At 65.4% G+C, this 26,363-nt stretch carries 23 protein-coding genes; 16 read left to right on the top strand and 7 right to left on the bottom strand.

Going from position 1 to position 26,363, the window contains the following annotated elements; all coding sequences use genetic code 11:
• Positions 1-10: 10 nt before the first annotated feature.
• Genes ubiT through ytfE form a run of 5 tightly spaced genes read right to left on the bottom strand, consistent with a single transcriptional unit; the run spans position 11 to position 3,762 of the window.
• Positions 11-523, bottom strand: coding sequence for a ubiquinone anaerobic biosynthesis accessory factor UbiT (gene ubiT, locus ACFQNJ_RS09660; protein ID WP_374640074.1), 513 nt, complete (start codon positions 521-523; stop codon positions 11-13).
• A gap of 16 nt (positions 524-539) precedes the next feature.
• On the bottom strand, positions 540-1,157 hold the full coding sequence (trhA, locus tag ACFQNJ_RS09655; RefSeq protein WP_382256523.1) for a PAQR family membrane homeostasis protein TrhA: 618 nt from the start codon (positions 1,155-1,157) through the stop codon (positions 540-542).
• 4 nt (positions 1,158-1,161) lie between these two features.
• Positions 1,162-2,070 carry a ubiquinone anaerobic biosynthesis protein UbiV gene (gene ubiV, locus ACFQNJ_RS09650; RefSeq protein ID WP_382256521.1) on the bottom strand — a complete coding sequence of 303 codons (909 nt, stop codon included), beginning with the start codon at positions 2,068-2,070 and terminating at the stop codon, positions 1,162-1,164.
• A 1-nt stretch (position 2,071) separates the two neighbouring features.
• On the bottom strand, positions 2,072-3,070 hold the full coding sequence (gene ubiU / locus ACFQNJ_RS09645; protein WP_382256519.1) for a ubiquinone anaerobic biosynthesis protein UbiU: 999 nt from the start codon (positions 3,068-3,070) through the stop codon (positions 2,072-2,074).
• A gap of 5 nt (positions 3,071-3,075) precedes the next feature.
• A complete protein-coding gene (ytfE, locus tag ACFQNJ_RS09640) occupies positions 3,076-3,762 on the bottom strand; it encodes an iron-sulfur cluster repair protein YtfE (RefSeq protein WP_382256516.1) in 687 nt (228 codons plus the stop codon).
• A 117-nt stretch (positions 3,763-3,879) separates the two neighbouring features.
• Here ytfE and ACFQNJ_RS09635 point away from each other — a divergent pair, with 117 nt between their 5' ends.
• Positions 3,880-4,320, top strand: coding sequence for an RrF2 family transcriptional regulator (locus tag ACFQNJ_RS09635; RefSeq protein ID WP_374640079.1), 441 nt, complete (start codon positions 3,880-3,882; stop codon positions 4,318-4,320).
• Here the strand turns inward: ACFQNJ_RS09635 and ccoG are convergent.
• Together ccoG and fdxA are read right to left on the bottom strand one after the other, a co-directional pair.
• Entirely contained in the window at positions 4,304-5,731 is a 1,428-nt protein-coding gene (gene ccoG, locus ACFQNJ_RS09630; protein ID WP_382256514.1) for a cytochrome c oxidase accessory protein CcoG, read from the bottom strand. The two genes, ACFQNJ_RS09635 and ccoG, sit on opposite strands and share 17 nt — an antisense overlap.
• Entirely contained in the window at positions 5,724-6,065 is a 342-nt protein-coding gene (fdxA, locus tag ACFQNJ_RS09625) for a ferredoxin FdxA (RefSeq protein WP_382256511.1), read from the bottom strand. Before fdxA ends, ccoG begins: the two co-directional genes overlap by 8 nt.
• A gap of 112 nt (positions 6,066-6,177) precedes the next feature.
• Here fdxA and ACFQNJ_RS09620 point away from each other — a divergent pair, with 112 nt between their 5' ends.
• The 15 genes from ACFQNJ_RS09620 (at position 6,178) to ACFQNJ_RS09550 (ending at position 26,343) form a co-directional block, all read left to right on the top strand.
• A complete protein-coding gene (locus ACFQNJ_RS09620; RefSeq protein WP_382256508.1) occupies positions 6,178-8,103 on the top strand; it encodes a type IV pili methyl-accepting chemotaxis transducer N-terminal domain-containing protein in 1,926 nt (641 codons plus the stop codon).
• Positions 8,100-8,822: a response regulator gene (locus ACFQNJ_RS09615; protein WP_382256505.1), complete on the top strand. Its 723-nt coding sequence runs from the start codon at positions 8,100-8,102 to the stop codon at positions 8,820-8,822. The genes ACFQNJ_RS09620 and ACFQNJ_RS09615 overlap by 4 nt, the downstream gene beginning before the upstream one ends.
• Before the next feature lie 159 nt (positions 8,823-8,981).
• Positions 8,982-10,247 carry an MFS transporter gene (locus tag ACFQNJ_RS09610; protein WP_382256502.1) on the top strand — a complete coding sequence of 422 codons (1,266 nt, stop codon included), beginning with the start codon at positions 8,982-8,984 and terminating at the stop codon, positions 10,245-10,247.
• Between the two features lie 47 nt (positions 10,248-10,294).
• On the top strand, positions 10,295-11,653 hold the full coding sequence (locus ACFQNJ_RS09605; RefSeq protein ID WP_382256499.1) for an MFS transporter: 1,359 nt from the start codon (positions 10,295-10,297) through the stop codon (positions 11,651-11,653).
• Positions 11,654-11,680: 27 nt separating this feature from the next.
• Positions 11,681-15,463, top strand: coding sequence for a nitrate reductase subunit alpha (locus ACFQNJ_RS09600; RefSeq protein WP_382256497.1), 3,783 nt, complete (start codon positions 11,681-11,683; stop codon positions 15,461-15,463).
• 26 nt (positions 15,464-15,489) lie between these two features.
• Positions 15,490-17,022: a nitrate reductase subunit beta gene (narH, locus tag ACFQNJ_RS09595; protein ID WP_382256494.1), complete on the top strand. Its 1,533-nt coding sequence runs from the start codon at positions 15,490-15,492 to the stop codon at positions 17,020-17,022.
• 13 nt (positions 17,023-17,035) lie between these two features.
• Positions 17,036-17,713, top strand: a complete 678-nt coding sequence (gene narJ, locus ACFQNJ_RS09590; RefSeq protein ID WP_382256491.1) for a nitrate reductase molybdenum cofactor assembly chaperone — start codon at positions 17,036-17,038, stop codon at positions 17,711-17,713.
• Between the two features lie 15 nt (positions 17,714-17,728).
• Positions 17,729-18,460: a respiratory nitrate reductase subunit gamma gene (gene narI, locus ACFQNJ_RS09585; protein ID WP_374640091.1), complete on the top strand. Its 732-nt coding sequence runs from the start codon at positions 17,729-17,731 to the stop codon at positions 18,458-18,460.
• Positions 18,461-18,482: 22 nt separating this feature from the next.
• Positions 18,483-19,316, top strand: a complete 834-nt coding sequence (locus ACFQNJ_RS09580) for a peptidylprolyl isomerase (RefSeq protein WP_374640092.1) — start codon at positions 18,483-18,485, stop codon at positions 19,314-19,316.
• A 10-nt stretch (positions 19,317-19,326) separates the two neighbouring features.
• Complete coding sequence (locus ACFQNJ_RS09575; RefSeq protein ID WP_374640094.1) at positions 19,327-20,001, top strand: carbonic anhydrase; 675 nt, start codon at positions 19,327-19,329, stop codon at positions 19,999-20,001.
• A complete protein-coding gene (locus tag ACFQNJ_RS09570) occupies positions 19,979-20,632 on the top strand; it encodes a nitroreductase family protein (protein ID WP_382256487.1) in 654 nt (217 codons plus the stop codon). The genes ACFQNJ_RS09575 and ACFQNJ_RS09570 overlap by 23 nt, the downstream gene beginning before the upstream one ends.
• The gene (locus ACFQNJ_RS09565; RefSeq protein WP_382256485.1) at positions 20,629-21,033 is read left to right on the top strand and encodes a ribonucleotide reductase subunit alpha; all 405 of its coding nucleotides are present in this window, start codon (positions 20,629-20,631) and stop codon (positions 21,031-21,033) included. Before ACFQNJ_RS09570 ends, ACFQNJ_RS09565 begins: the two co-directional genes overlap by 4 nt.
• Positions 21,034-21,113: 80 nt before the next feature.
• Positions 21,114-21,956, top strand: coding sequence for a translesion DNA synthesis-associated protein ImuA (imuA, locus tag ACFQNJ_RS09560; protein ID WP_382256482.1), 843 nt, complete (start codon positions 21,114-21,116; stop codon positions 21,954-21,956).
• Positions 21,901-23,211, top strand: a complete 1,311-nt coding sequence (locus ACFQNJ_RS09555) for a DNA polymerase Y subunit UmuC family protein (protein WP_382256479.1) — start codon at positions 21,901-21,903, stop codon at positions 23,209-23,211. Before imuA ends, ACFQNJ_RS09555 begins: the two co-directional genes overlap by 56 nt.
• 9 nt (positions 23,212-23,220) lie before the next feature.
• The gene (locus tag ACFQNJ_RS09550; RefSeq protein ID WP_382256476.1) at positions 23,221-26,343 is read left to right on the top strand and encodes an error-prone DNA polymerase; all 3,123 of its coding nucleotides are present in this window, start codon (positions 23,221-23,223) and stop codon (positions 26,341-26,343) included.
• The last annotated feature ends 20 nt before the right edge of the window (positions 26,344-26,363 follow it).

Raw genomic sequence — 26,363 nt, 5'->3', positions numbered from 1 at the left:
GGTGATCTCCTCAGTGCGCGGGGGGATGGGTGGGACGGCTCGTGTGCCAGCGCTGACGCAATCGCTCCAGCACGGCGGGCGGTGAATACTCGGCCAGGTTGAACACGGGAAGCTCCAGGGCGTCCAGTGCGTTCTTGACCAGCAGACCCAGCTCGGTGTCCCCTTCCATCGACAGGCGACGGTTGAAAAACAGGGTGTCCGGGTCTTCCTGACGCTGGGCCAGGCGAATGAAGTCGTGGGCGCTGGCGCTGATGGTCAGATCGGTCCGGTCATGGGGCTGGCAGGCCCGGAACTGCTGGCCTTGCCAGACGAAGTCGAACCGAAGGCCGGCGTCGCGCACCTGGATGCGCACCCGCTGTCCGCGCAGCCGGTCCTTCACATCATCCGGGAGCTGCCGAGCCAGCACCAGATTCAGGCCGGTGACCAGCAGGAGGGAGCCCGGGTAGGCCGGCAGGCGTGAAAGCACGGCGGCGACCGGTGGAGGCACCGCATGGTGACGGTCATGGGCAGCGTGTTGGTTCATGGGCTTGCGATGACCTTCAGGCCACGTACAGGAAGAGGGTGAAGAAATGGCAGGTACTGCCGCCCAGCACGAACAGGTGCCAGATGCCGTGTCCATGGCGCAGCTTGTGGTCGGTGGCGTAGAAGGCGATACCGCCGGTGTACAACGCACCCCCTGCGGCCAGCCAGGCGAACCCCTCAGGTCCCAGCGCCTGCCAAAGCGGCACAACGGCCACCAGGGCCAGCCAGCCCATGAGCACATAGATGACCAGCGAGAGAACCCTGGCCCCCCGCGCCATCCAGATCTCTTGCACGATGCCCAGAACGGCCAGCGTCCACACGATGCCCAGCAGGCTCCAGCCCCAGACTCCATGCAGTGACACCAGGGCAAAAGGCGTATAGCTGCCTGCGATCAGAAGGTAGATGCTGCAGTGGTCCAGCTTCTGGAACACAGCTTTCGCGCGGCCCTGCAGGGCATGGTAGAGCGTAGAGGCCACATAGAGCGCGATCAGCATGGCGCCGTAGACACTGAAGCTCACGATGCGCCATGGGTCACCCTGCAGGGACGCAGTGGTGATCAGCATCGTTGCGGCAGCCACGGCCAGCAAGGCGCCGAACAGGTGGCTGATGCTGTTGAAGCGTTCTCCGGTCACCATGGCTTCAGGTCACCAGAGAGGCTGTCGGTTCTACCCGGTCCAATCCCGGCTGCCCATGCCAGTAGCCGTTGCAGTCCTTGTCCGGGAGCCAGTCCAGCAAGGTCTGACGTGCTGCCGCAGGGGATGTCCGGCCGCTGCGCACCGTGTCGTAAAGCCCGATGATCTCGGTCGTGTGGGCAGACTGTGGGCTGATGCGGGCCACGTCCACGCCCAGCGTCACCAGCTCATCCCAGACGTCGATCAGGCTGTGCACCCGGGCCGACTGCGTCTGGATGCCGTTGAGCACCAGAAACTCGCTTTTCTCTCGCGTGCGCATCATCAGACCGTCCGGGTGGTCCATGCAACTGAAGCGGCAGTCGTCCTTGGGCAGATTGCGGTGGCGCGCGGTGAAACAGCGGGCCGAAAACGCCAGGGGCAGGCGGCCATGGGCGAACACCTCCGTCTGCAGCGTGGCAGGGCGCTCACCCTGCAGGATCGCCAGATCGTCGCGTCGCATCTCCAGCGGTGCCACCCAACGGCTGGCCCCCAGCGAGGCCATCCAGTCCAGGGAGGGGCCGTTGTAGAGGTTCAGGTGTGGTCCGGCCACGAAGGGCAGGCGTCCGGCGACGGCGCTCACCGACCCCATGTCGTTGGCTTCGACCCCGAACTCGCCGTTATCCAGCACCTTGTGCATGGCACTGACATCGGCGCCCGATTCGAGCAGCACCATGGTCGACAGGATCGGTGTCTTGCCCGCCTCCTGCAGCAGGCGCGCCACGTCCATCCAGTCGCTCAGGCGCAGCTCATGCCGCCGCGAGCAGGTGACTTCGCCCAGATAGACGATGTCCACCGATGTCCCGGCGACGGCCTCATAGAAGTCGAACACCGTCTGGCGCGGCCAGTAGTACTGCAAGGGGCCAAGGGATAGCTTCATTTCATTTCCAGGGGCGGTGGTAGGCGCCCAGCGTGTGCTGCTGGCCTTCGGCCACCTGATCGAGCGAAGCCATCCAGCTGCCACGCGGGGTGTAGTGCTGCGGTTGCGCCGTGCATTCGTCGATGGCCTCGCGCCATACCCTGGTGACCTGTGCCACATAGGCCGGGCTGCGCTGACGACCTTCGATCTTGATCGCCTTGACGCCGCTCTGCTGCAACTGGGGTAGGAGCGTAAGGGTGTTGAGGCTGGTCGGCTCCTCGATGGCGTAGTAGTTCTCGTCGTCCTCGACGTCGAAGCGTCCCTTGCACAGCGTGGGGTAGCCGGCACTCTCGCCCTGGCCGTAGCGGTCGATCAGCACCCCGTTCAGGCGGGACTCCAGTCCTTTGGGGGTTTCCTGCCAGCGCACCGCCTTGGCCGGTGAACAGACGCCATGGGTGTTGGGCGATTCCCCTGTGACGTAGGAGGACAATGCGCAGCGTCCCTCGACCATCACGCACAGGCTGCCAAAGCCGAACACCTCGATCTCCACCGGTGTCTTCTGGATAACCTGCCGCACCTGATCCAGCGAGAGCACGCGCGGCAGCACCGCCCGCGAAACACCGAACTGGCGGTGATAGAAATTGATGGCGTCGTGGTTGGTGGCCGATCCTTGCACCGAGAGGTGCAGCCGCAGGCGCGGGTGGCGCTTGTTCGCATAACGCATCAGGCCTGGGTCGGCCAGAATGACCGCATCCACCCCAAGGTTCACGGCCTTGTCCATGGCGCGCTGCCAGCGCTCGGGCTGGGCCGCCTGCGGATAGGTGTTCAGCGCCATGAAGACCTGGCAGCCCCGTGCGTGTGCGTAGGCCACGCCGGTGGCGATGGCCGCGTCATCAAAATTCAGGCCCGCGAAGTTGCGCGCGTTGGTGGCGTCGCGCAATCCCAGGTAGACGGCGCTGGCGCCGTGGTTGACCGCCTCCTTGAGCGCAGGCAGGCTGCCTGCCGGGCAAATCAGGTCCATGGTGCTCAGGCGCAGCAGGCGTCCTGGTGCTGCTCGAACCCGGGGAAGAGCAGGTTGTTTTCCAGGTGAATGTGGTTGATCAGGTCGTTCTGCAACTGGGCGATGCCTGCATACAGCGCGCGCCAAGTGTTGCAGGCGCCCATCGGGGGGGTGGCGTCGCAGGTGAGCGCCATCAGGCGTTCGAGCTGCTGGCCGTGGCCGGTGTGCTCGTGCCGCATGGCTTCGATGGGAAAGGCCGCCAGTGAGGATTCGCCCCGTTGCAGCAGCGGGAACAGGATCTCTTCCTCTTTGGCCATGTGGTCCAGCAACTCGCCTTCCATCTGCTCCAGATGATCGGCCAGGCCGGCGGGCACCTGCGGGTGGTCACGGTGCACCGCCTCCACGCGCCGGGCCATGCGGATGAGCTCGGGCAGCTGTTCGCGGTGCACGGCGTGGTAGCGCTCCAGGATGTGGTCGATCAGGGCCGGGGCCTCCACCGGCGCATCCTGGTTGACCGGCCGGTCCAGCGTGGCCAGTTCCGCCAGCACCTGATCCACCGCCAGGCCCTTGCCGGCGCAGGCCTCGCGCAGGGCGATCTGGCCGCCACAGCAGAAGTCGAGCTTGAGGCGACGGAAGATGGCGGTGGCCCCGGGCAGTTCGACGGCAATCTGACCGATGGCCTGCTCGGCGCGGTCTGGGGTGATCGTGGTCATGGTGTGATTCCTTAAAGATGCATCAGTAATGAATGTATTATTCAATAAAGTTCAGAATCTGTGCATATTTCCAAAGAACGATGAGGGCTTTCCATCGGGACGACGGAGGGCGCCACCATGAAGCTCACCCACTGGACTGACTACAGCCTGCGCGTGCTGATGTACTGCGCCATGCATGCAGGGCGTCGCCCTTGTCCCACCATTGCCGAAGTCGCCCGCGTGCACGGCATCTCCCGCAGCCACCTGACCAAGGTGGTGATGACGCTGGCCCATGCGGGCTGGCTGGAGACGACACGTGGGCGGGGAGGGGGCATGCGGCTGACGAAGCCGGCGGCGCAGATCTCTGTGGGACAGATCGTCCGCCAGACAGAGACCGACTTTCATCTGGTGGAGTGCTTCAATGCAGCGACCAGCCGATGCCGCATGGATGGCTACTGTCAGCTCAAGCACCTCATCGGTCGGGCACTCGACAACTACCTCGCCGTGCTCGATGGCGTGACCCTTGCCGACCTGATCGACGATCAGGCCGACGGCATCGGTATCAGCGCGGCACGGTGAAGCTGGCCTCCACGTGAACGACGTCCGGGCTGTCGGGTGCCTGTCCCTCAGGCGCCACGGCCACGCTGGCTCTGAGGGTCTGGCCCGCGTGCTCCAGTGCCACCGAGCCGGGTATGACCAGCCGAAGAGGCATCGACGCATTGCCGGCTGCTTGCACCTCCAGGGAGGTGGCGGTGTCGATGCGCAGGCCCGGGATGCCTTGCGCATGCAGATCGAAGCGGCGCGTCACTTCCTGGCTGTTGGTCACCTGCAGCCGGTAGGTATTCTCGATGCTGCCGTTGCTGACCATGCGGGCCAGTGACCCGCGGTCCTTGATCAGCACGGCGTCGACATCCCGGCGGTGGCCCAGACTCCAGAGCCAGGCGATGACCAGGGCCGCCAGCAAGCCGCCGTAGATCAGCACGCGTGGGCGCCACACCCTCTGCAGCATGCGGGTGCTGTCCCATCCCTGGCTGACGGCGTTGCCGGAGGTGTAGCGGATCAGACCCTTGGGGTAGCCCATCTTGTCCATGACGTCATCACAGACATCGATGCAGGCCGCGCAGGCAATGCACTCGTTCTGGAGACCATGACGGATATCGATGCCGGTCGGGCAGACCTGCACGCAGAGCGTGCAGTCGATGCAGTCGCCCAGACCAGCCGCCTTGTGGTCGGTCTTGCGGGAGCGGGGACCCCGGTTCTCGCCACGAGCGGTGTCGTAGGCAATGACCAGGGAGTCCATGTCGATCAGGGCGCTCTGGAAGCGGGCATAGGGGCACATGTACTTGCACATCTGCTCACGCAGATAGCCTGCGTTGCCGTAGGTGGCCAGGCCGTAGAACAGCACCCAGAACCACAGCCACGGGGACAGGCCTGGCTCCAGCAGGGCGGGCGCCAGCTCCCGGATGGGGTGGAAGTAGCCGACGAAGGTGAATCCGGTGAGCAGGGAAAGGCCCACCCAGAGTGCCTGCTTGGCTCCCTTGCGCAAGAATTTGCCGGGACCCCAGGGCTGGGCATCGAGCCGGATGCGGGCGCTGCGGTCGCCTTCGGTGCGGCGCTCGATCCACAGGAACATCTCTGTATAGACCGTCTGCGGGCAGGCATAGCCACACCACAGCCGGCCCGCAATGGCCGTGAAGAAGAACAGCGCCAGCGAACTGATCACCAGCAGCGCGGCCAGGTAGATGAAGTCCTGCGGCTGCAGCACCAGGCCCAGCACATAGAAGCGCCGCTCGGTCACATCGAACAACAGGGCCTGCCGCCCGTTCCACTGAAGCCAGGGCATGCCGTAGAAGAACAGCTGCGTGGCCCAGACCATGACCCAGCGCCAGCGCGCGAACAGCCCGGTCACGGCGCGGGGATAAATCTTCTTGCGCTTTTCGTACAGCGAACGCACCACCAGTGCGTCGTCGGCCCCCGCCGGTTCACTCATGGTCGGCACCCCGCGGATCCAGCTGATCGGCCTTGTCGGCGATCTTGGCCCATTGGTCGGCGTCGGGCAGGGCGGGCTTGCTGCGGGTGATCAGCGGCCAGTCCTTGCTCAGATCGGCGTTGATCGGGATGTACTTGCGCTGCGACGCCGGCAGGTCGCCCTCGAAGTAAATGGCATCGACAGGGCACTCGGGTACGCAGACGGCGCAGTCGATGCAGTCGTCCGGGGCGATGACGAGCATGTTCCTGCCGACACGGAAGGCATCGGTGGGGCAGACGTCGACGCAGTCGGTGTAGCGGCACTGGATGCACGCCTCGGTCACGACGTGGGTCATGGTCATCTCCTTATAATTCATATTATATGAATGTTTTGTGCGAAGGGCATCCTGATGGGACAATCCCCGGACATGGCCACGGGTTTGTGTCCCCTTCAGATCACCTCAGCGCATGCGAAAAACCGCTTCCCTGTCGACCAAACTGATCCGCATCGGGGTCGGCTTGCTGGTGGTGGCGCTGGCCTCGATCGGCCTGACGCTCTGGGTGACCTGGCAGCTCGAAGGCGGTGCGGCCGCCGTCAACGAAGCCGGGCGCATGCGCATGCAGACCTGGCGCCTGAGCAGTGCGGTGCAGGCCGAACTGCCGGCCCAGGACGTTGCGGCGTTGGTGAGCGAGTTTGACCGGGGTCTGAGCCTGCTGCGCGAAGGCGATGCCACGCGCCCCTTGTTTGTGCCCTGGGACCAGGACGTTCGCCAGCGTTTCACCGAGGTGGAACGCCTGTGGTCCGGTCAGCGTACGGCCTGGCTGGATGGCCACATGAGCGAAGGCAATTCGTCGCAGGTGGCGGCCGAGGCTTTCGTCAACGCTATTGACCGGCTGGTGCTGGCCATCGAGCTCCAGCTCTCGGGTCTGACCGCCACCCTGAACCTGTTCCAGTTCGTGATGATGGCGCTGGCCATCATCGGGGCGGTGGTGATGCTCTATACCGGCTACATGTACGTGATCCACCCGCTGGACTACCTGCGCCAGGGCCTGCGGCGCCTGGAGTCGGGAGACTTCAGTGCCCGGGTGGACGTGGACACGCAGGATGAGTTCGGTCAGGTGGCGGCGGGCTTCAACCACATGGCGCAGACCCTGCAGTCGCTGTACGGCGGCCTGGAAGCCAAGGTGGTGGAGAAGACGCGGCGCATCGAAGCCCAGAGAGCACGTCTGGAGTCGCTGTATGAGGTCAGCGCGTTCTTGGCCAAGGCCAACAACATCGAGGAACTGGCCCGGGGTTTCTCGCAACGGGTGCGCGAAGTCATGAAAGCCGATGCGGTGGCGGTGCGCTGGTCGGACGAGGCGAACCAGCGCTACCTGATGCTGGCCTCCGACTGCTTCCCGTCCGACATGCAGGATGAGGAGCGCAGTCTCCTGGCCGGTGCCTGCGCCTGCGGCAACCTCAAGCCCGACGCGCGCACCCGTGTCATCCCCATCCATGCGCACGACGAAGCCCCGATGAGGCACTGCGCGCGTGCCGGCTACGAAAACCTCGTCAGTGTGCCGGTACGGTTGCAGCAGCGCTTATTGGGCGAGATGGATCTGTTCTTTCGCAGCGAGGTCCACCTCAGCACCGAGGAAACCGAACTGCTGGATGCGCTGGCGGCCCACCTGGCCAGTGCCCTGGAGGGACTGAGGGCCGCTGCGCTGGAGCGGGAGGCGGCGGTCGGCGAGGAGCGTGCCTTGCTGGCGCGCGAGCTGCATGACTCGATCGCGCAATCCCTGGCGTTTCTGAAAATCCAGGTGCAGCTTCTGCGCACCGCCATCGACCGGGCCCAGCCTGCCAAGGTGCAGCAGACGCTGGACGAACTGGATGAGGGCCTGCGCGAGAGCATCAGCGACGTGCGCGAACTCCTGGTGCATTTCCGGACCCGCACCAACAGCGAGCACATCGAGGCCGCCCTGCAGGAGACCCTGCAGAAGTTCCAGCACCAGACCGGCATCCCCACGCGCCTGCAGGTCGACGGTGAAGGCCTTCCCCTGCCGCCAGATGTGCAGGTTCAAGTGCTGCACGTGGTGCAGGAAGCCCTGTCCAACGTGCGCAAACACGCGCAGGCCAGCCATGTCAGCCTGGATGTGACCAAGGGCAATGGCTGGACCTTCGTGGTCAGGGACAACGGGCGGGGGTTTGACACCCAGGTGCGTCACGGGGAAACCCATGTGGGCACCAAGATCATGCGAGAGCGGGCCGAGCGCATCGGTGCCAGCGTGGTGGTGGACTCCCATCCCGGCCAGGGCACCAGCATGACGCTGAGCTTGCCACCTTACCCGGTGGCCATGGTCAATGTCGGGACCGTGGGCCTGAATCTGCCAGAATCGACAGCCTTGCCATCATGAACGCCACTCGCGCCATCCGTCTGCTGCTGGTCGACGACCACACGCTGTTTCGCCGGGGACTCAAAGCCCTGCTGTCCCAGGACGAGCGGCTGGAAGTCACCGGCGAGGCCTCCGATCTGGGGGAGGCCCTGCGCTGCCTCGCGCAAGCCCGGCCCGACCTGATCCTGCTGGACAACCACCTGCCCGGTGTTCGTGGTGTGGACGGCATTGCCACCCTCAAGGACGCATTGCCCGGGGTGCGCGTGCTGATGCTCACCGTCAGCGAAAACGCCGAGGATCTGGCGGCTGCGCTGCAGGGTGGGGCGGACGGCTATCTGCTCAAGACCATGGAGTCGGAGCAGCTGGCCGATTCCATCGAGAAGGTGCTGGCCGGTGAATCGGTCATCAGCCCCGAAATGATGACCAAACTGGTGGCGGTGTTCCGTCAGCGTCCGATGATGCCGCTAGCCCCGGTGCCGGATTCTGCCGCCACACGGGTGGCGCCCGCACCTGCGCCACCGCCGGACCAACCCGTGGCACCCGGCCTGGACCTGCTCTCGCCGCGTGAGCGTGAAATCCTCCTGCTGATCGCCCGGGGCGACAGCAACAAGCTGATTGCCCGCGAACTGGACATCGCCGAGACCACGGTGAAGATCCACGTCCAGCACATCCTGCGCAAGCTCTGCCTGACGTCCCGCGTCCAGGCCGCCGTGTACGCCACCACGCACGGCATCGTTTGACATAGATCAAACTAGCCCCGCTTTGATGCCCACATAGTCCTTTCGGACGAGGGGGCTCAGATCTCCGTACTACTTCCGACACGGGTCGACATGCCATCGGTGGATGGGCATTCGTCCGTGGATCGTCGACAGTTCACGCATGTCTTCAGGAGAAGAACCATGGGAACAGAACTGAGAAACGAGAGAAAGGCCTGGTCGGTCCTGATTGTCAGCACGCTGGCGTTCACGGTCTGCTTCATGGTCTGGATGATGTTCGGCGTGATCGGCATCCCGATCAAGAAGATGCTGAACCTCAACGCGACCGAGTTCGGTCTGCTGACCGCGATGCCGGTGCTCACCGGCTCGCTGATCCGGGTGCCGCTGGGCATCTGGACCGACAAGTACGGCGGCCGCATCGTCATGGCCTGCGTCATGGCCATCACTGTGCCAGCCATCTGGCTGATGAGCTACGCCACCGAATACTGGCACTTCCTTGTGATCGGCCTGTTCGTCGGTCTGGCCGGTGGTTCTTTCTCGGTGGGCACCCCGTATGTGGCCCGCTGGTTCCCCAAGAACCGCCAGGGCATGGCCATGGGCGTGTACGGCGCCGGCAACTCGGGCGCCGCGGTGAACAAGTTTGTCGCGCCGGTGCTGCTGGTGGCCTTCGGCTGGGCCATGGTGCCTCAGGTTTACGCCGCCATCATGCTGGGTACGCTGGTGCTGTTCTGGCTGTTCAGCCACAGCGACCCGTCGCACCTGGTGCCCAGCAACGTCAAGTTCACCGACCAGCTCAAGGCGTTGAAGGACCCCAAGGTGCTCAAGTACTGCCAGTACTACAGCATCGTGTTCGGCGGCTACGTGGCCCTTTCGTTGTGGATGGTGCAGTACTACGTGGGTGAATACGGGCTGGATATCCGCGTCGCGGCCCTGCTGGCCGCCTGCTTCTCGCTGCCCGGCGGCGTGCTGCGCGCCATCGGCGGGGTGCTGTCCGACAAATACGGTGCGCACAAGGTCACCTGGTGGGTGATGTGGGTCAGCTGGATCTGCCTGTTCCTGCTGTCCTATCCGCAGACCGACTTCACCGTCACCACCGTCGACGGGCCCAGGACCTTCCACATCGGCCTGAACGTCTACGCCTTCACCGCGTTGATGGGCATCCTGGGCGTGGCCTGGGCCTTCGGCAAGGCCAGTGTCTTCAAGTACATCAGCGACGACTATCCCAAAAACATCGGTGCCATCAGCGGCATCGTCGGCCTGGCGGGTGGCATGGGCGGCTTCATCCTGCCCATCCTGTTCGGTGCCCTGATGGACCTGACCGGCATCCGCTCCAGCGCCTTCATGCTGATGTATGGCGTGGTCTGGGTATCCCTCATCTGGATGTACTGGACCGAAGTGCGCCGCACCGAGGTCATGGGCAGCAACGCCGCTGCCTCGCCGTTGGCCTAGACGGTCAAGTGACGCTTCACACCCCCATTCACCCGCAAGGAAACACCATGGCTACCCTCAATCCTTCGGCCACCACCGATGGCACCTGGCTGTCGCGCTGGGAGCCCGAAAACACATCATTCTGGAGCGCCGGCGCGTCCGGACTGGCCTGGCGAACACTGACCATCACCACCCTGAATCTGACGATGGCATTCATCGTCTGGTTCCTGGTCTCGGCCCTGGTCGTTCGCCTGCCGCAGATCGGTTTCAAGTTCACGCCGCAGCAGCTGTTCTGGCTGGCGGCCATGCCCGGCCTGGCTGGCGGCACCCTGCGTCTGGTGCACATGTTCCTCACGCCCATGTTCGGCACGCGCCTGGTGGTCAGCCTGTCCACCCTGAGCCTGTTGATCCCGCTGGTGGGCTGGTTCTACGCGGTGCAGGATCCGGGCACCCCGTACTGGATGCTGATGCTGCTGGCCTTCCTGGCCGGTCTGGGCGGCGGCAACTTCTCGTCCTTCATGCCGTCGACCAGCCTGTTTTTCCCCAAGCGGCTGCAGGGCACGGCGCTGGCCATCCAGGCCGGTATCGGCAACTTCGGTGTGTCCATCGTCCAGTTCGTCACGCCCTGGATCATCGGTTTCGCGCTGATGGGTGGCGCCGCCTTCATGGGTGACTCGCAGACGCTGACCAAGGCGGGCGTGCAGAGCCAGGTCTACCTGCAGAACGCTGCCGCCGTGATGATCCCCTTCACCTTCGTCTTCGGTGTCAGCGCCTGGCTGATGCTCAAGTCGGTGCCGGTCAAGGCCAACTTCGCCCAGCAGTTCGACATCTTCCGCTCGGGTCACACCTGGAGCATGACCTCGCTGTACATGATGACCTTCGGTGCCTTCTCGGGCCTGGCCGCCACCTTCCCGCTGCTGATCAAGCAGATCTATGGCGGCTTCGAAGGTGCGCCCGATCCGCTGGCCTGGGCCTTCTACGGTCCGCTGGTGGGTTCCGCTGCCCGCGTGGTGGCCGGTCCGCTGTCCGACAAGCTCGGCGGTGCCCGCGTCACGCACTGGGCTGGCCTGGGGATGCTCGCCTCCGCCGTCTGGGTGACCACGCTCACCAGCCCCACCGGTCTGGACAGCTTCCCGATGTTCGTGGCCGGCATGCTGACCATGTTCTTCTTCGCCGGCGTGGGCAACGCCAGCACCTTCAAGCAGATGCCCATGCTGTTCGAGCCGCGCCAGGCCGGTGGTGTGATCGGCTTCACTGCCGCCATCGCCGCCTACGGGCCCTTCCTGTTCGGCATGCTGTTTGCCGCCTCCTTCGGCGCCTTCAAATCCGCCACGCCGGTGTTCTACGGCCTGGCCGCCTTCTTCGCCTTCAACGTCGTGCTGAACTGGTGGATGTATGCCCGCCGCGGCGCCGCCAATCCCTGCTGACCCCAAGAAAACTCACTGGAGCCCACGATGAGCCATTTTCTCGACCGACTCACCCATTTCTCTGCACCCACGGAGAGCTTCTCGGGACAGCACGGACTGACCACCGGCGAAGACCGCACCTGGGAAGACGCCTACCGCAACCGCTGGGCCCACGACAAGATCGTGCGCTCTACCCACGGCGTGAACTGCACGGGCTCCTGCTCGTGGAAGATCTATGTCAAGGGCGGCATCGTCACCTGGGAAACCCAGCAGACCGACTACCCGCGCACCCGCGCCGACCTGCCCAACCACGAGCCGCGCGGCTGTGCCCGGGGTGCCTCCTACAGCTGGTACCTGTACAGCGCCAACCGCGTGAAGTACCCCATGGTGCGCGGCAAGCTGCTCAAGCACTGGCGCGCCGCGCTGGCGGTGGCCAAGAGCCCGGTCGATGCCTGGGCTTCCATCGTCGAAAACGCCGAAGCCCGTCGCGAATGGCAGCAGCAGCGCGGTCTGGGTGGCATGGTGCGCAGCACCTGGGAAGAGGTCAACCAGATCATTGCCGCCTCCAACGTCTACACCATCAAGAAATATGGTCCTGACCGTGTGTGGGGCTTCTCGCCGATTCCGGCAATGTCCATGATCAGCTACGCGGCCGGCTCGCGCTATCTGTCGCTCATCGGCGGCGTCTGCATGAGCTTCTACGACTGGTACTGCGATCTGCCCCCGTCCAGCCCGCAGGTCTGGGGTGAACAGACCGACGTGCCGGAATCGGCCGACTGGTACAACTCCACCTACATCATTGCCTGGGGCTCCAACGTGCCCCAGACGCGCACCCCCGACGCCCACTTTTTCACCGAGGTCCGCTACAAGGGCGCCAAGACGGTGGCGATCACGCCCGACTACGCCGAGATCAGCAAGCTCTGCGACATCTGGCTGCACCCCAAGCAGGGCACCGACGCGGCGATTGCCATGGCCATGGGTCATGTGATCCTCAAGGAGTTCTACTTCGACAAACGCTCGTCGTACTTCGACGACTACGTGCGCCGCTACACCGACATGCCCAACCTGGTCATGCTGGAAGAACGCACCTTGACGGATGGCCGCAAGGTGGCCGTGCCCGGCCGCTACCTGCGCGCCAGCGACTTCAACGGCAAGCTGGGCCAGGACAACAACCCCGAGTGGAAAACGGTGGCGGTGGATCAGGAAGACAAGATCGTCCTGCCCAATGGCTCCATCGGCTTCCGCTGGGGCGCCGAAGGTCGCGCCGATGCCGGCAAGTGGAACCTGGAAGACAAGGAAGCCCGCAGCGACGAGCAGGTCAAGCTCAAGCTCAGCCTGATGGAAGGCGAGGGCAGCGAATACGACGTGGGCGACGTGGCCTTCCCGTACTTCGGTGGCATCGACACACCGCATTTCAACGCCAACAAGCAGGACGATGTGCTGGTGCGCAAGGTGCCGGTGCGCCGCATCAAGCTGGGCAAGGCCGGCGAAGAGCGTTACGCCCTGGTCGCCACCGTGTTTGACCTGACGGCGGCCAACTACGGGGTCAATCGCGGCCTGCCGGGCGACACCGGTGCCAGCAGCTACGACGAGGACGTGCCCTACACACCCGCCTGGCAAGAGAAGATCACAGGGGTCAAGCGCGACCAGGTGACGGCCGTGGCCCGCCAGTTTGCCGACAACGCCGACAAGACCCGCGGAAAATCCATGGTCATCATCGGTGCGGCCATGAACCACTGGTACCACAGTGACATGAACTACCGCGGCATCATCAACATGCTGATGATGTGTGGCTGCATCGGTCAGAGTGGCGGCGGCTGGTCGCACTATGTGGGCCAGGAAAAGCTGCGCCCGCAGACCGGCTGGACCGCACTGGCTTTTGCCCTGGACTGGGTCCGTCCGCCGCGCCAGCAGAACTCGACCAGTGCCTTCTACGCCCACACCGACCAGTGGCGCTATGAGAAGCTGGGGGTGGAGGAGATTCTTTCGCCGCTGGCCGACAAGACACGGTTCGGGGGCAGCCTGATCGACTACAACGTGCGCGCCGAGCGCATGGGCTGGTTGCCCAGTGCCCCGCAGCTGCAGACCAACCCGATGCAGGTGGTCAGGGATGCCCAGGCCGCCGGCATGGACCCCAAGGACTATGCGGTCAAGGCGCTCAAGGACGGCACGCTGCGCATGAGCTGCGAGGATCCGGATCACCCCAACAACTGGCCGCGCAACCTGTTCGTCTGGCGGTCCAACATCCTGGGCTCGTCAGGCAAGGGTCACGAGTATTTCCTCAAGCACCTGTTGGGCACCACCAACGGCGTGCAGGGCAAAGACCTCGGCCCCAACGATGCCAAGCCGACCGAAGTGGAATGGCACGCGAATGCGCCCGAAGGCAAGCTGGACCTGCTGGTCACGCTGGACTTCCGCATGAGCACGACCTGTCTGTACTCGGACATCGTGCTGCCCACGGCCACCTGGTACGAGAAGAATGACCTCAACACCAGCGACATGCACCCCTTCATCCATCCGCTGTCCACGGCGGTGGACCCGGCCTGGCAGAGCCGCAGCGACTGGGAAATCTACAAGGGGTTTGCCAAGGCCTTCAGCGAGGTCTGTGTCGGCCACCTGGGCGTCGAGAAGGAGCTCATGCTCACGCCGCTGATGCACGATTCGCCGGCCGAGCTGGCCCAGCCTTTCGACGTCAAGGAGTGGAAGAAGGGCGAGTGCGACCTGATCCCGGGCAAGACCGCGCCGCAGATCACGGTGGTCGAACGCGACTACCCCAATACCTATGCCCGCTTCACGGCACTGGGTCCCTTGATGGAAAAGGCCGGCAACGGCGGCAAGGGCATCGGCTGGAACACCCAGACCGAGGTCGGGCAGCTCAAGGAGCTCAACGGCAAGGTGCACACCGAGGGTGTGACCAAGGGCATGGCGAAGATCGAGAGCGACATCGACGCCTGCGAGGTGGTGCTGCAACTGGCGCCCGAGACCAACGGCCACGTGGCGGTCAAGGCCTGGGAAGCGCTGTCCAAGATCACCGGCCGTGACCACACCCACCTGGCCCTGCACCGCGAGGACGAGAAGATCCGTTTCCGCGACATCCAGGCCCAGCCGCGCAAGATCATCTCCTCGCCGACCTGGTCCGGCCTCGAGTCCGAGAAGGTGTCCTACAACGCCGGCTACACCAACGTGCACGAGCTGATTCCATGGCGCACCCTCACCGGTCGTCAGCAGTTCTACATGGATCATCCCTGGATGCTGGCATTTGGTGAAGGCCTGTCGAGCTACCGTCCCCCGGTCGACCTCAAGACGGTGGACGAGATGATGGGTCGCAAGCCCAACGGCAACAAGGAAATCGCGCTGAACTTCATCACCCCGCACCAGAAGTGGGGCATTCACAGCACGTACACCGACAACCTGCTGATGCTCACGCTCAACCGCGGCGGTCCGGTCATCTGGCTGAGCGAGACCGACGCCAAGGCCGCGGGCATCGAGGACAACGACTGGGTCGAGCTGTTCAACACGAACGGCGCCATTGCCGCCCGCGCGGTGGTCAGCCAGCGGGTGAATCCGGGCATGACCCTGATGTACCACGCGCAGGAAAAGATCATCAACACCCCGGGGTCGGAGATCACGAACACGCGAGGGGGCATCCACAACTCGGTGACCCGCATCGTGACCAAGCCGACCCACATGATCGGTGGCTACGCGCAGTTCAGTTACGGCTTCAACTACTACGGAACCATCGGCACCAACCGCGACGAGTTCGTCATCGTGCGCAAGATGCGCAAGATCGACTGGCTCGACGGCGAAGGCACCGACTCCGTTCAGGCCTGAGGCGAAGAAAGACTAGGAGAAACACGATGAAAGTACGTGCCCAAATCGCCATGGTGCTGAACCTGGACAAGTGCATCGGCTGCCACACCTGCTCGGTCACCTGCAAGAACGTCTGGACCAGCCGTCCCGGCGTGGAATACGCCTGGTTCAACAACGTCGAGACCAAGCCCGGCATCGGCTATCCCAAGGAATGGGAGAACCAGGACAAGTGGAACGGCGGCTGGGTCCGCAAGGCCGACGGTTCCATCGTTCCCAAACAGGGTGGCAAGTGGTCGCTGCTGATGAAGATCTTCAGCAACCCCAACCTGCCGCAGATCGACGACTACTACGAGCCCTTCACCTTTGACTACGACCACCTGCAGTCGGCGCCCGAGGTCAAGGCGGCGCCCACTGCCCGCCCGCGCAGCCTGATCACCGGCCAGCGCATGGAGAAGATCGAGTGGGGGCCGAACTGGGAAGAGATCCTGGGCGGCGAGTTCAGCAAGCGCAGCAAGGACGCGAACCTGGCCAACTTCGATCAGGTCCAGAAGGACATGGTCGGCCAGTTCGAGAACACCTTCATGATGTACCTGCCGCGCCTGTGCGAGCACTGCCTGAACCCGGCGTGTGTGGCGTCCTGCCCCTCGGGCTCGATCTACAAGCGCGAGGACGACGGCATCGTGCTGATCGACCAGGACAAGTGCCGCGGCTGGCGCATGTGTGTCAGCGGTTGCCCCTACAAGAAGATCTACTACAACTGGCAGACCGGCAAGGCCGAGAAGTGCATCTTCTGCTATCCGCGCATCGAGGCTGGCCAGCCGACCGTCTGCTCGGAGACCTGCGTGGGCCGCATTCGCTACCTGGGTGTGGTGCTGTATGACGCCGACCGCATTGCCGAAGCCGCCAGCGTGCCCAACGAGAAGGACCTGTACCAGGCCCAGCTGGACATCTTCCTGAACCCGCACGACCCCAAGGTGATCGAGAAGGCGCGCAAGGATGGTATCCCCGAAGCCTGGCTGGAGGGTGCCCGCAACAGCCCGGTCTACAAGATGGCGATCGACTGGAAGGTGGCCCTGCCGCTGCACCCCGAATACCGCACCCTGCCCATGGTCTGGTATGTGCCGCCGCTCTCGCCGATCAGCGCCGCCGCCAACGCCGGCCACATCGGTGCCAACGGTGAACTGCCTGACTTCAGCCAGATGCGCATCCCCGTGCAATACCTGGCCAACTTGTTGACCGCCGGCGACACCGGGCCCGTGGTGCGTGCCCTGGAGCGGATGCTGGCCATGCGCGCCTTCCAGCGTGGCAAGCATGTGGATGGCGTCGAGAACGTCAAGGTGCTGGAACAGACCGGCCTGACACGGGCTCAGGTCGAGGAGATGTACCACGTGATGGCGATTGCCAACTACGAGGACCGATTCGTCATCCCGACCTCGCACCGCGAGTACGCCGAGAACGCCTTTGACCTGCGTGGTGGCTGCGGCTTCTCGTTCGGCAACGGCTGTTCCGAGGGCGCCGGGGAAACCAGCCTGTTCGGTGGCAGCAAGCGCCGCACGATTCCGATCCAGTCGGTGGTCTGAGAAGGAGACAGCCATGAAGCAAACCCGCTATACCCTGCGTGCGCTGGCCCGGCTGCTCGCCTATCCGGACGACCAGTTGCGCAGCGAACTGGGCCTGCTGGTCGATGCGATCGATGAGGAGGCCGCGCTGCCGGCGGCCCGTCGCGCTGAACTGCGTGCCCTGGCCATCGGCCTGCAGCGGCTGGACCCGATGGAGATCGAGTCACGCTATGTCGAGACCTTCGACCGTGGTCGCGCCACCTCGCTGCACCTGTTCGAGCATGTGCATGGTGACTCGCGTGACCGGGGGCCGGCCATGATCGACCTGGCACAGACCTACGAAAAGGCGGGCCTGTTCCTCTCTCCCGAGGAACTGCCCGACCACCTGTGCGTGGTGCTGGAGTTCGCATCGACCCAGTCACCCCAGGTGGCCAAGTCCTTCCTCGGCGAAGTGGCGCACATCCTGAACGCCATCTTCAGTGCCCTGCTGCAGCGTGAAAGCCCCTACGCCGCCGTCATTGCCGCCGTGCTGGAGATGGCCGGCGAGAAACCCCAGGCGGTGCCCATCACGCAGGACGAGCCGATGGACGAATCCTGGGCAGAGCCCCAGGCGTTCGACGGCTGCAGCACCCGTGGCCAGGCCCGGCCCGGCGAGGCGCAGCCCATCCACATCGTTCGCCCATCGCGCAGCGCCGAACGCGCCGCCGCCTGATGACAGGAGATGACCATGAACTACCTTGACAACTTTCTCTTCGGTTACTACCCCTATATCTGCCTGACGGTCTTTCTTCTGGGCAGCCTGCTGCGATTCGACCGCGACCAGTACACGTGGAAGAGCGATTCCTCGCAGCTGCTGCGCGCCGGCCAGTTGCGCTGGGGCAGCAACCTGTTCCACGTGGGCATCCTGTTCCTGTTCTTCGGACACAGCGTGGGCATGCTCACGCCGCACTTTGTCTACGAGCCCTTCATGACCGCTGGCGCCAAGCAGCTGCTGGCCATGATCTCGGGCGGCATCTTCGGCCTGTTCGGCTTCATCGGCGTGAGCCTTCTGCTGCACCGGCGCCTGTCGGATGCCCGCATCCGGGCCACCAGCAAGACCAGCGACATCGTGCTGCTGTGGCTTCTGTGGCTGCAGTTTGCCCTGGGTCTGGCGACGATTCCCCTGTCGGCCCAGCACCTGGACGGCGGCATGATGATGAAGCTGGCCGAATGGGCCCAGCGCATCGTGACCTTCCGCGCCGGTGCTCCTGAACTGCTGGCCGAGGCGGGCTTCATCTTCAAGGCCCACATGTTCCTGGGCATGAGCATCTTCCTGATCTTCCCGTTCACCCGCCTGGTGCATGTGTGGAGCGGATTCGGCACCCTGGCCTATGTGGTGCGTCCCTACCAGCTGGTGCGCAGCCGCCGGGTCGGCATGACCCCACGTGCACCGGCCAGCCAGGGTGGTCGTCCTTTCTGAAACCGGCCAAGAGAGCAAGATCATGAACGCCAACCCATCCGGCGGCTGTGGCAGCGCACACTGCGCCTGCTCCGGCCAGCTGCAGATTGTTCCGGCCAGCATCAACGGCATTGCCCTGCACGAGCCGGGCGAGTCGGTGGATGCCCAGACCCTGCGTGAGCGGGCCTGGACCGAGCTGCTGCGCCAGCGGGCGGTGTCGCTGGGCCTTCTGCCCCGCGTCACCGGTCTGCTGGCGCCCGAACTCAACGAAGTCGAGCGCAAGGTGATCGAGGCCATGACCGACGACGAGGTCCGGTCACCCGAGCCGACCGAGGAAGAGTGCCAGCGCTACTACGAAGCCAACAAGCCCCACTTCATCGTCGGGCAGTCTCTGCATGTTCGTCACATCCTGTTTGCGGTCACGCCCGGGGTGAATGTGCATGCACTGACGCAGCGGGCCGAGGCGGCCCTGCTGGAGCTGGCCCGCAAGGATGTGCCGCCGGGTCGCTTCGAGCAACTGGCGGCCGAGCTGTCGAACTGCCCGTCCAGCGCCCAGGGTGGTGATCTGGGCTGGGTGGGCCCGCAGGACTGCGCGCCCGAACTGGCCAACGAGCTGTTCTTCCAGAGCGATTCACGTTGGGGCATGGGGGTGCATCCCCGCCTGGTGCATACCCGCTTTGGTTTGCACATCATCGAGGTGCTGGGCCGCAAGAAGGGCACCTTGCCGTCGTTCGACGAGGTGCGTGAGCAGATCACCTCCCGCCTGCGCCTGCAGTCCCGGGCCACCGCCTTGCGCCAGTACATGCGCCTGCTGGTGGGCCAGGCCACGGTCGAAGGCATCGATCTGGAGGGCGCCGACTCGCCCCTGGTTCAGTAAGGGGTTGACCATGCCAGACGAACTGCTGTTGCGTCTGCGAAATTTCCAGGAGGACTATTTCCCCCGGCACCAGCAGCGCTTCCAGGACCTGGTGGCCCAGGGTCAGCATCCCAAGACCCTGTTCATCGGTTGCTCCGATTCGCGTCTGGTGCCCTATCTGCTGACCGGCGCGGCACCAGGGGATCTGTTCATCGTGCGCAACGTCGGGGCTTTCGTGCCGCCCTACGACCAGTCGCACGGCTTGCATGGCACCATGGCTGCCATTGAGTTTGCGGTGCTCAGCCTGAAGGTGGAGCAGATCATCGTCTGTGGTCACAGCCACTGTGGCGCCATCCGCACCGCTTACGAAGGTGCGCCGGACGAAGCCGTGGCACTCAAGGCCTGGCTGAGGCTGGCGGACGAGGCGCTGCTGCCTGTGCAGCCGACCCGCGAGGCCCTGCACCGCACCGAGCAGCGTGCGGTGGTGCTGCAGCTGGAGCGGCTGATGGACTACCCCATGGTCCGTCGCGCGGTCGAAGCGGGTCATCTGACCCTGCATGGGTGGCACTATGTGATCGAAAATGGCGAGGTGCACGTGTTTGACGCCGAACGCGGAGCCTTCGTCCCGGCCTCCGAGTCCACGCACAGTGGCACCGGTCCTTACCCGCCCTACATCGAGAACGATGGACAGATCCTGGTCGACTGACAACGAACTTTCTCCCGCGGCGCTGGCCATGCTCATGGAAGCGCGCCAGACCATCCTGCCCAAGCGGCTCGATGCCCCCGGCCCCGATCCGGATGAATGGCGCACCTGGCTGACCAGCGCCGCATCGGCGCCCGACCATGGCCAGATCCTGCCCTGGCGCTTCATCTGCGTGCCGCAGGATCAGCGTTCGCGGCTGGGTGATGCCTTTGCCAAGGCCTTGCTTGAACGCGATCCGGCGGCGACCGATGAGCAGGTGTCCCAGGCCCGGGACAAGGCGCTGCGCGCACCGGTGCTGCTGTTGCTGGTTGTCGACGGCGCCCGTGGAGACCCCGGCGTCGACCTGCATGAGCGTATCCTCTCGGCCGGATGCGCCGTGCAGAACCTCCTCCTGATGGCCACGGCGCAGGGGTACGGTTCGGCACTGACCAGCGGCAAGGCCCTGAAGTCGACGGCCCTGCGCGCCCTGTTCGGGCTGACACCCGACGAGCATGCCCTGTGCTTCCTCAGCTTGGGGACCGTGCGCCAGCGACGCCCGGCACGGCCCCGACCGTCGCCCGAAGACTATCTGCAGACCCTGGGCGAGGCTGGCGTCATGGCCGGCTTTCCACCCGCACCGGAACCCACCGAATGAACATTGCCTCTTTTGCCGACCTGCTCTCGGCCAGCCGTGCCCAGCCTGTTCCCCAGAGCCTGCTGATGGTGTTTGTCGATGTGGAGTTGCCGCCCGACAGCACGCCCGATCAGCGTGAGCGGTTTGCCCGCGGAGAGGGCGGTGCGCTGACGCCCCGCATGTGCGTGGACCGGTCGCCATCCGACATCGACAGCTGGGAAGCACTGGTCAGGGATGCCGATGCCCAATCCGACCAGTGGCGCATGGTCATGGTGGCTGCACTGGCGGGCCAACCGGGGCGACCGCCGGCCAACGAGCAGATCGAACGGGCGCTCAACCAGATGGTCATGTCCATCCACCAGGGCCAGATTCAGGCCTTCGTGCCGTTTGACCGGCAGGGGCAGGTGGTCCATTTCGGCTGATGCCAGGGGCCAATGCCCACCCGGTTCGTTCGGCAAAATACTGTACAAAAAAACAGTAAACACGCTATCATGGGCGCACCATGCAGCCCATGTTCCACCGGCAGGAGGCCCTTGAAGTCCCTGCCGTTTCCGTCTCTGAAGCCTCCGCCCTCCGGTCATGCCGGCCGGTGGTGCTGCCGCCCGCGGTGGCCGCGGCCGTCTGGCGCGGCGACGCGCTGGGCCAGACGGTCAGCACCACCTGGCCCAGCGGCTTTGATGCGCTGGACGCCGTTCTGCCCGGTGGTGGCTGGCCTGGCTTCGGACTGACCGAACTGCTGCTGCCGCAGGCCGGCACGCTGGAGTTCCGTCTGCTCGGGCCGTTGCTGGGACGCATCGCGGCCGAAGGTGGCCGGATGGTTCTGGTTGGCCCGCCCATCCCACCGCACGCGCCCGGCCTGCTCCCACATGGCGTGGGCACCGATGCGCTGATCTGGGTGCGCGCCGATACCGCGGCCGAACGCCTGTGGGCCACCGAGCAACTGCTCAAGGCTGGGTCGTGTGGTGCCGTCCTGTCCTGGCTGCCAGCGGTCCGGTCAGACCAGTTGCGTCGCCTGCAGGTTCATGCCGCCGCCAGCGCGGCACCGGCCTTCCTGTGCCGACCCGCCCATGCCGCGCGCGAGTCGTCGGCCGCGCCGCTGCGTCTGGTGGCTCGTGCGGGCGGGGTTGGCGATGACTGGCAGCTGCTGGTGGATGTGGTCAAGCGCAAGGGGCCACCCCTGGCGCATGCGCTTGCCTTGTCCGCCCCGCCGGCCGGCTTGCCGCAGGTCTGGCCTTCCCGGCGGGTCGATGCACCCCGTCCCGCTGTTGTCGTTTCCCGTGAGGCCGGCCATGCTGTGGTCCGCGCTGAAGCTGCCCAGTCCCGACGAACCGCTTCCTTCCACTGACGCGGTGCGGCAGGCGCTGGCGGTCTGGGCGCTGCAGTTCACGCCCCGCGTCGCCATCGCCGAAGAAGCCGTGCTGCTGGAGGTGGGGGGCAGCTTGCGCCTGTTCGGTGGACGGCTGGCGTTGCGCGAGCGGCTGTGGCCCGGGGCGCAAGAACTTGGGGCCACCGCTCTGGCCTGGGCACCGAACGCACTGGCTGCGCTGGCACTGGCCCATGCCGGGGTCGAGGACGGTCTGGGGGAGCCGCTGGCTGCGCTGCTGGATCCGCTGCCGTTGACCGTGCTCAGTGCCTTGCGTGCCCACCGGATGACGCTCTCCCACATCGGCTGCCGAACGCTGGGCGACGTTCGACGCCTGCCACGCGCAGGCCTGGCCCGGCGCTTTGACGCCGCACTGCTGCGCGCGCTGGATCAGGCCTATGGCCATGCGCCACAGACGCATTCATGGGTGGTGCTGCCCGAACGCTTCGATGCCCGGCTGGAATTGCCGCATCGGGTGGATGAAGCGGCCGCCATGCTCTTCGGCGCCCGCCGCCTGCTGCTGCAGCTGGCGGCCTGGCTGGCAGCACGCCATCTCGGCACCACCGCCTTCACCCTGCACTGGGCGCACGATGCGATGCGATCGCGTGGTGCGGGCGAGGGTGGGCAGCTGACCGTACGCACGGCAGAACCCACGCGTGCGGTGGATCATCTCTCACGTCTGCTGGCCGAGCACCTGTCGCAGGTGACGCTGGCAGCGCCGGTGGGTGATTTGCGGCTGACGGCCGACGAGGTGCGATCGCTGCCGCAACTCAGCGTCTCCTGGTTGCCCGACGACGCCCAAGGGCAGGAGCCATTGGCCCATGTGCTTGAACGCCTGTCTGCCCGCCTGGGCGAAGCGCGTGTGCTGCGTCCACGGCTCTGCGCGGACCATCGGCCCGAGTACGCCGCCCGCTGGCAGCCCGTGGGCCAACCCCTGCCATCTGGCGCACGCACGGTGCCACCACCGGCTTGGCCACAACCGTCCCTGCTGCTGGAGCAGCCACTGCGTCTGCCGGTCATCGCGCATCGACCGCAGCATCAGGGCGAACTGCAACTGCTGCTCGGCCCGCAGCGGGTCGAGGGCGGCTGGTGGGATCGTGATGAAGCATCAGGTCAGACCCGCCATGCGGCGCGGGACTACTGGATCGCACGCTCGGCCAAGACCGGCCTGCTGTGGGTGTTCCAGACACGGCTGGCCGACGAGCCGGCCTGGTACCTGCATGGTTTTTTCGCCTGAATGCTTGCGATGTCCCTGCCCGACTACGCCGAGCTGCTGTGCTGCTCCAACTTCACTTTCCTGCGCGGTGCCAGCCATGCCGAGGAGCTGGTGGCGCGTGCGCAGACGCTGGGCTACGCCGCATTGGCCATCACCGATGAATGCTCCATGGCCGGCATCGCGCGCGCCCACCTGGCGGCCAAAAAGGCCAGGTTGCCCCTCATGGTGGGCAGTCAGTTCCGTGTGCAGGGGCAGGGCGCACCTACGGGTGACTTCACCCTGGCGCTGCTGGCCACCAGCCTGCAGGGCTACGGCAACCTGTGCGAGTTCATCACGCGTCTGCGACGTTCGTCCGAAAAAGGCACCTACCGCCTGACGCTGGCAGCGATGGATCCAGATGCGCTGGGTGACTGTGTCGCCATCGCCGTGCCACCCCGCCACGCCACCCCGGCGCAGACGGACGCCACCGCGCGCTGGCTCCTCGACGCCTTCCTGGGGCGCTGCTGGCTGGGCGTGACCCAGCTGCGCCTGATGGACGACGAGATCCACCTGCAGCGCCTTCGCCAGGCCAGTGCGCTCACGGCGGTACCGCTGGTCGCGGTGGGCGACGTGCACATGCATGTGCGTTCGCGCAAGCCGCTGCAGGACGTGCTGACCGCCACCCGCATCGGCCGTCCGTTGACCGACTGCGGCTACGCGCTCACCCCCAATGCCGAACAGCATCTGCGAACCCGCTTGCGGCTGGCGCAGTGTTTCCCGCCGAATCTGCTGGCAGAAACCCTGCACATTGCCCAGCGTTGCACGGGCTGGTCGCTGGACGAGATGCGCTACCAGTACCCGGCCGAGGTGGTGCCGCCCGGCCTCACGCCGGCCCAGCACTTGCGCGCGCTCACCGAGGCTGGTGCCCATGAGCGCTGGCCAGAGGGTGTTCCAACCCCGATTCGTGCCCAGATCGAACATGAACTGACACTGATCACGGAGCTTGGCTATGAGCACTACTTCCTGACCGTGCACGACATCGTGGCCTTCGCACGCTCGCAGGGCATTCTTTGCCAGGGGCGCGGATCGGCGGCCAACAGCGCGGTCTGCTACTGCCTGGGCATCACCGCAGTCGACCCGGCGCGCTCCTCGCTGCTCTTCGAACGCTTCATCTCGCGCGAACGCAACGAGCCACCCGACATCGATGTGGACTTCGAGCACGAGCGGCGCGAAGAGGTCATCCAGTATCTCTACCGCAAGTACGGACGTGACCGCGCCGCGCTCACCGCCACCGTCATCAGCTACCGACCGCGCAGCACCGTGCGCGATGTGGGCAAGGCCCTGGGTTTTGACGAGGCCACGCTGGCGCAGCTGGCCAGTGGCCACCGCTGGTGGGACGAAGACGGTCTGGCCGACACCCGCCTGCGCGAAGCCGGTCTGGATCCGGACAGCCTGGCCGTGCGTCAGCTGGTGACCCTGGTCAGGCAGTTGCTGGGGTTCCCGCGCCATCTCTCACAGCACACGGGCGGCTTCGTGCTCACCAGCGGGCCGCTGGCCCGGCTGGTGCCGATCGAGAACGCGTCCATGCCCGACCGAACGGTGATCCAGTGGGACAAGGACGACCTGGATGCCATGGGTCTGCTCAAGGTGGATGTGCTGGCGCTGGGCATGCTGACAGCGATCCGCAAAGCGCTCGACTTCATCGGTCAGCGGCGCGGCCGGCCCATGCCCATGCACACCATCCCCGACAAGGACGATGCCACCTTCGACATGATCTGTGCCGCCGACACCGTGGGCGTGTTCCAGATCGAAAGCCGCGCGCAGATGGCCATGCTGCCCCGGCTGCGCCCGCGCACTTTCTACGACCTGGTCATTGAGGTCGCGTTGGTGCGGCCCGGCCCCATCCAGGGTGGTGCGGTTCATCCGTATTTGCGCCGCCGCCAGGGCAAGGAACCCATTGATTACCCCAAGGGTCTGGAAGCCGCGCTCGAGCGCACGCTGGGAGTACCGGTGTTCCAGGAGCAGTGCATGCAGATCGCCATGATCGCGGCCGACTTCACCCCCGGTGAGGCCGATGGCCTGCGCCGCGCCATGGGTGCCTGGCGTCGCACCGGCGGGCTGGGGGCCTACGAACACCGCCTCATCGACGGCATGACACGCAATGGTTATCAGCTGGACTTCGCGCAGCGGGTGGTCGAGCAGGTCAAGGGTTTTTCCAGCTACGGGTTCCCGGAAAGCCATGCGGTGAGCTTTGCGCTGCTGGTCTACGACAGCTGCTGGATCAAGTGCCACCACCCCGCCGAATTTCTGGCCGCCATGCTCAACAGCCAGCCGCTGGGCTTCTACTCACCCAGTCAGCTGGTGCAGGACGCACAGCGCCACGGCGTGCAGGTGCGCCCCGCCGATGTGAGCCACAGCGACTGGGACTGCACCCTGGAAGACATGCCGCCGCCCGATGCGCCGGGCCGTCCTGTGGTCCGCTTGGGACTGAGGCTGGTCAGCGGCCTGTCGAAAGACGAGGCGGAGCGCATCAGGTCCACGCGTCGGGAGCGGCCTTTTGGCAGCACCGAAGACCTGGCCCTGCGCGCCGGCCTCGACCGCCAGGCCCTGAAGCACCTGGCTGCTGCCGATGCGCTCCAGAGCCTGGCCGGTCATCGGCGTCAGCAGGTCTGGGACGCGTCCGCGCTGCAGTCCGCTCCCGCCATCCTGCGGCGCGCACCGGTCAATGAGGCGAGGCTGCACCTCGAGGAGGCGCCGGAAGGTGAGGCGATTGTCTGGGACTACGCGTCCACCGGTCTGACCCTGCGCCGTCACCCGCTGGCCCTGCTGCGAGAGCAACTGAATGCCCGTCGGTTCATGACCGCAGCTCAACTGCAGGCAGCGCCTGACGGCCGCCTGGTTCGCGCCTGCGGCATCGTCACCTGCCGCCAGCAGCCTGACACCTCTCAGGGCGTGGTTTTCGTGACGCTGGAAGACGAAACCGGCGTGGTGCAGGTGATCGTCTGGCGCGCGCTGCGCGAACGACAGCGAAACGAGCTCACCCGCTCACGCCTGATGGCGGTCCATGGTGTCTGGCAACGCGATGGCGACGTCTGCAACCTGATCGCTGGCCGTCTGGAGAACCTCACCCCCTTGCTGGGTCGCCTGGCACCGCAGAGCCGGGACTTCCATTGAGAGATACTGTCCCGTTCGCG

Origin of the sequence: Hydrogenophaga bisanensis, assembly GCF_042665135.1 — a bacterium.
Lineage (GTDB): Bacteria > Pseudomonadota > Gammaproteobacteria > Burkholderiales > Burkholderiaceae_C > Hydrogenophaga > Hydrogenophaga bisanensis.
This window is presented reverse-complemented; position numbering and strand designations above follow the sequence as displayed.

Coding starts and splice junctions, on each gene's coding strand:
- ACFQNJ_RS09550 (WP_382256476.1), top strand. CDS start 23,221: ATGTCCCTGCCCGACTACGCCGAGCTGCTGTGCTGCTCCAACTTCACT.
- ytfE (WP_382256516.1), bottom strand. CDS start 3,762: ATGACCACGATCACCCCAGACCGCGCCGAGCAGGCCATCGGTCAGATT.
- ACFQNJ_RS09555 (WP_382256479.1), top strand. CDS start 21,901: ATGCTGTGGTCCGCGCTGAAGCTGCCCAGTCCCGACGAACCGCTTCCT.
- ACFQNJ_RS09580 (WP_374640092.1), top strand. CDS start 18,483: ATGAACGCCAACCCATCCGGCGGCTGTGGCAGCGCACACTGCGCCTGC.
- ACFQNJ_RS09600 (WP_382256497.1), top strand. CDS start 11,681: ATGAGCCATTTTCTCGACCGACTCACCCATTTCTCTGCACCCACGGAG.
- ubiV (WP_382256521.1), bottom strand. CDS start 2,070: ATGAAGCTATCCCTTGGCCCCTTGCAGTACTACTGGCCGCGCCAGACG.
- ACFQNJ_RS09620 (WP_382256508.1), top strand. CDS start 6,178: ATGCGAAAAACCGCTTCCCTGTCGACCAAACTGATCCGCATCGGGGTC.
- imuA (WP_382256482.1), top strand. CDS start 21,114: ATGCAGCCCATGTTCCACCGGCAGGAGGCCCTTGAAGTCCCTGCCGTT.
- ACFQNJ_RS09605 (WP_382256499.1), top strand. CDS start 10,295: ATGGCTACCCTCAATCCTTCGGCCACCACCGATGGCACCTGGCTGTCG.
- ubiT (WP_374640074.1), bottom strand. CDS start 523: ATGAACCAACACGCTGCCCATGACCGTCACCATGCGGTGCCTCCACCG.
- narI (WP_374640091.1), top strand. CDS start 17,729: ATGAACTACCTTGACAACTTTCTCTTCGGTTACTACCCCTATATCTGC.
- ACFQNJ_RS09635 (WP_374640079.1), top strand. CDS start 3,880: ATGAAGCTCACCCACTGGACTGACTACAGCCTGCGCGTGCTGATGTAC.
- ubiU (WP_382256519.1), bottom strand. CDS start 3,070: ATGGACCTGATTTGCCCGGCAGGCAGCCTGCCTGCGCTCAAGGAGGCG.
- narH (WP_382256494.1), top strand. CDS start 15,490: ATGAAAGTACGTGCCCAAATCGCCATGGTGCTGAACCTGGACAAGTGC.
- fdxA (WP_382256511.1), bottom strand. CDS start 6,065: ATGACCCACGTCGTGACCGAGGCGTGCATCCAGTGCCGCTACACCGAC.
- trhA (WP_382256523.1), bottom strand. CDS start 1,157: ATGGTGACCGGAGAACGCTTCAACAGCATCAGCCACCTGTTCGGCGCC.
- narJ (WP_382256491.1), top strand. CDS start 17,036: ATGAAGCAAACCCGCTATACCCTGCGTGCGCTGGCCCGGCTGCTCGCC.
- ACFQNJ_RS09570 (WP_382256487.1), top strand. CDS start 19,979: ATGGACAGATCCTGGTCGACTGACAACGAACTTTCTCCCGCGGCGCTG.
- ccoG (WP_382256514.1), bottom strand. CDS start 5,731: ATGAGTGAACCGGCGGGGGCCGACGACGCACTGGTGGTGCGTTCGCTG.
- ACFQNJ_RS09610 (WP_382256502.1), top strand. CDS start 8,982: ATGGGAACAGAACTGAGAAACGAGAGAAAGGCCTGGTCGGTCCTGATT.
- ACFQNJ_RS09615 (WP_382256505.1), top strand. CDS start 8,100: ATGAACGCCACTCGCGCCATCCGTCTGCTGCTGGTCGACGACCACACG.
- ACFQNJ_RS09575 (WP_374640094.1), top strand. CDS start 19,327: ATGCCAGACGAACTGCTGTTGCGTCTGCGAAATTTCCAGGAGGACTAT.
- ACFQNJ_RS09565 (WP_382256485.1), top strand. CDS start 20,629: ATGAACATTGCCTCTTTTGCCGACCTGCTCTCGGCCAGCCGTGCCCAG.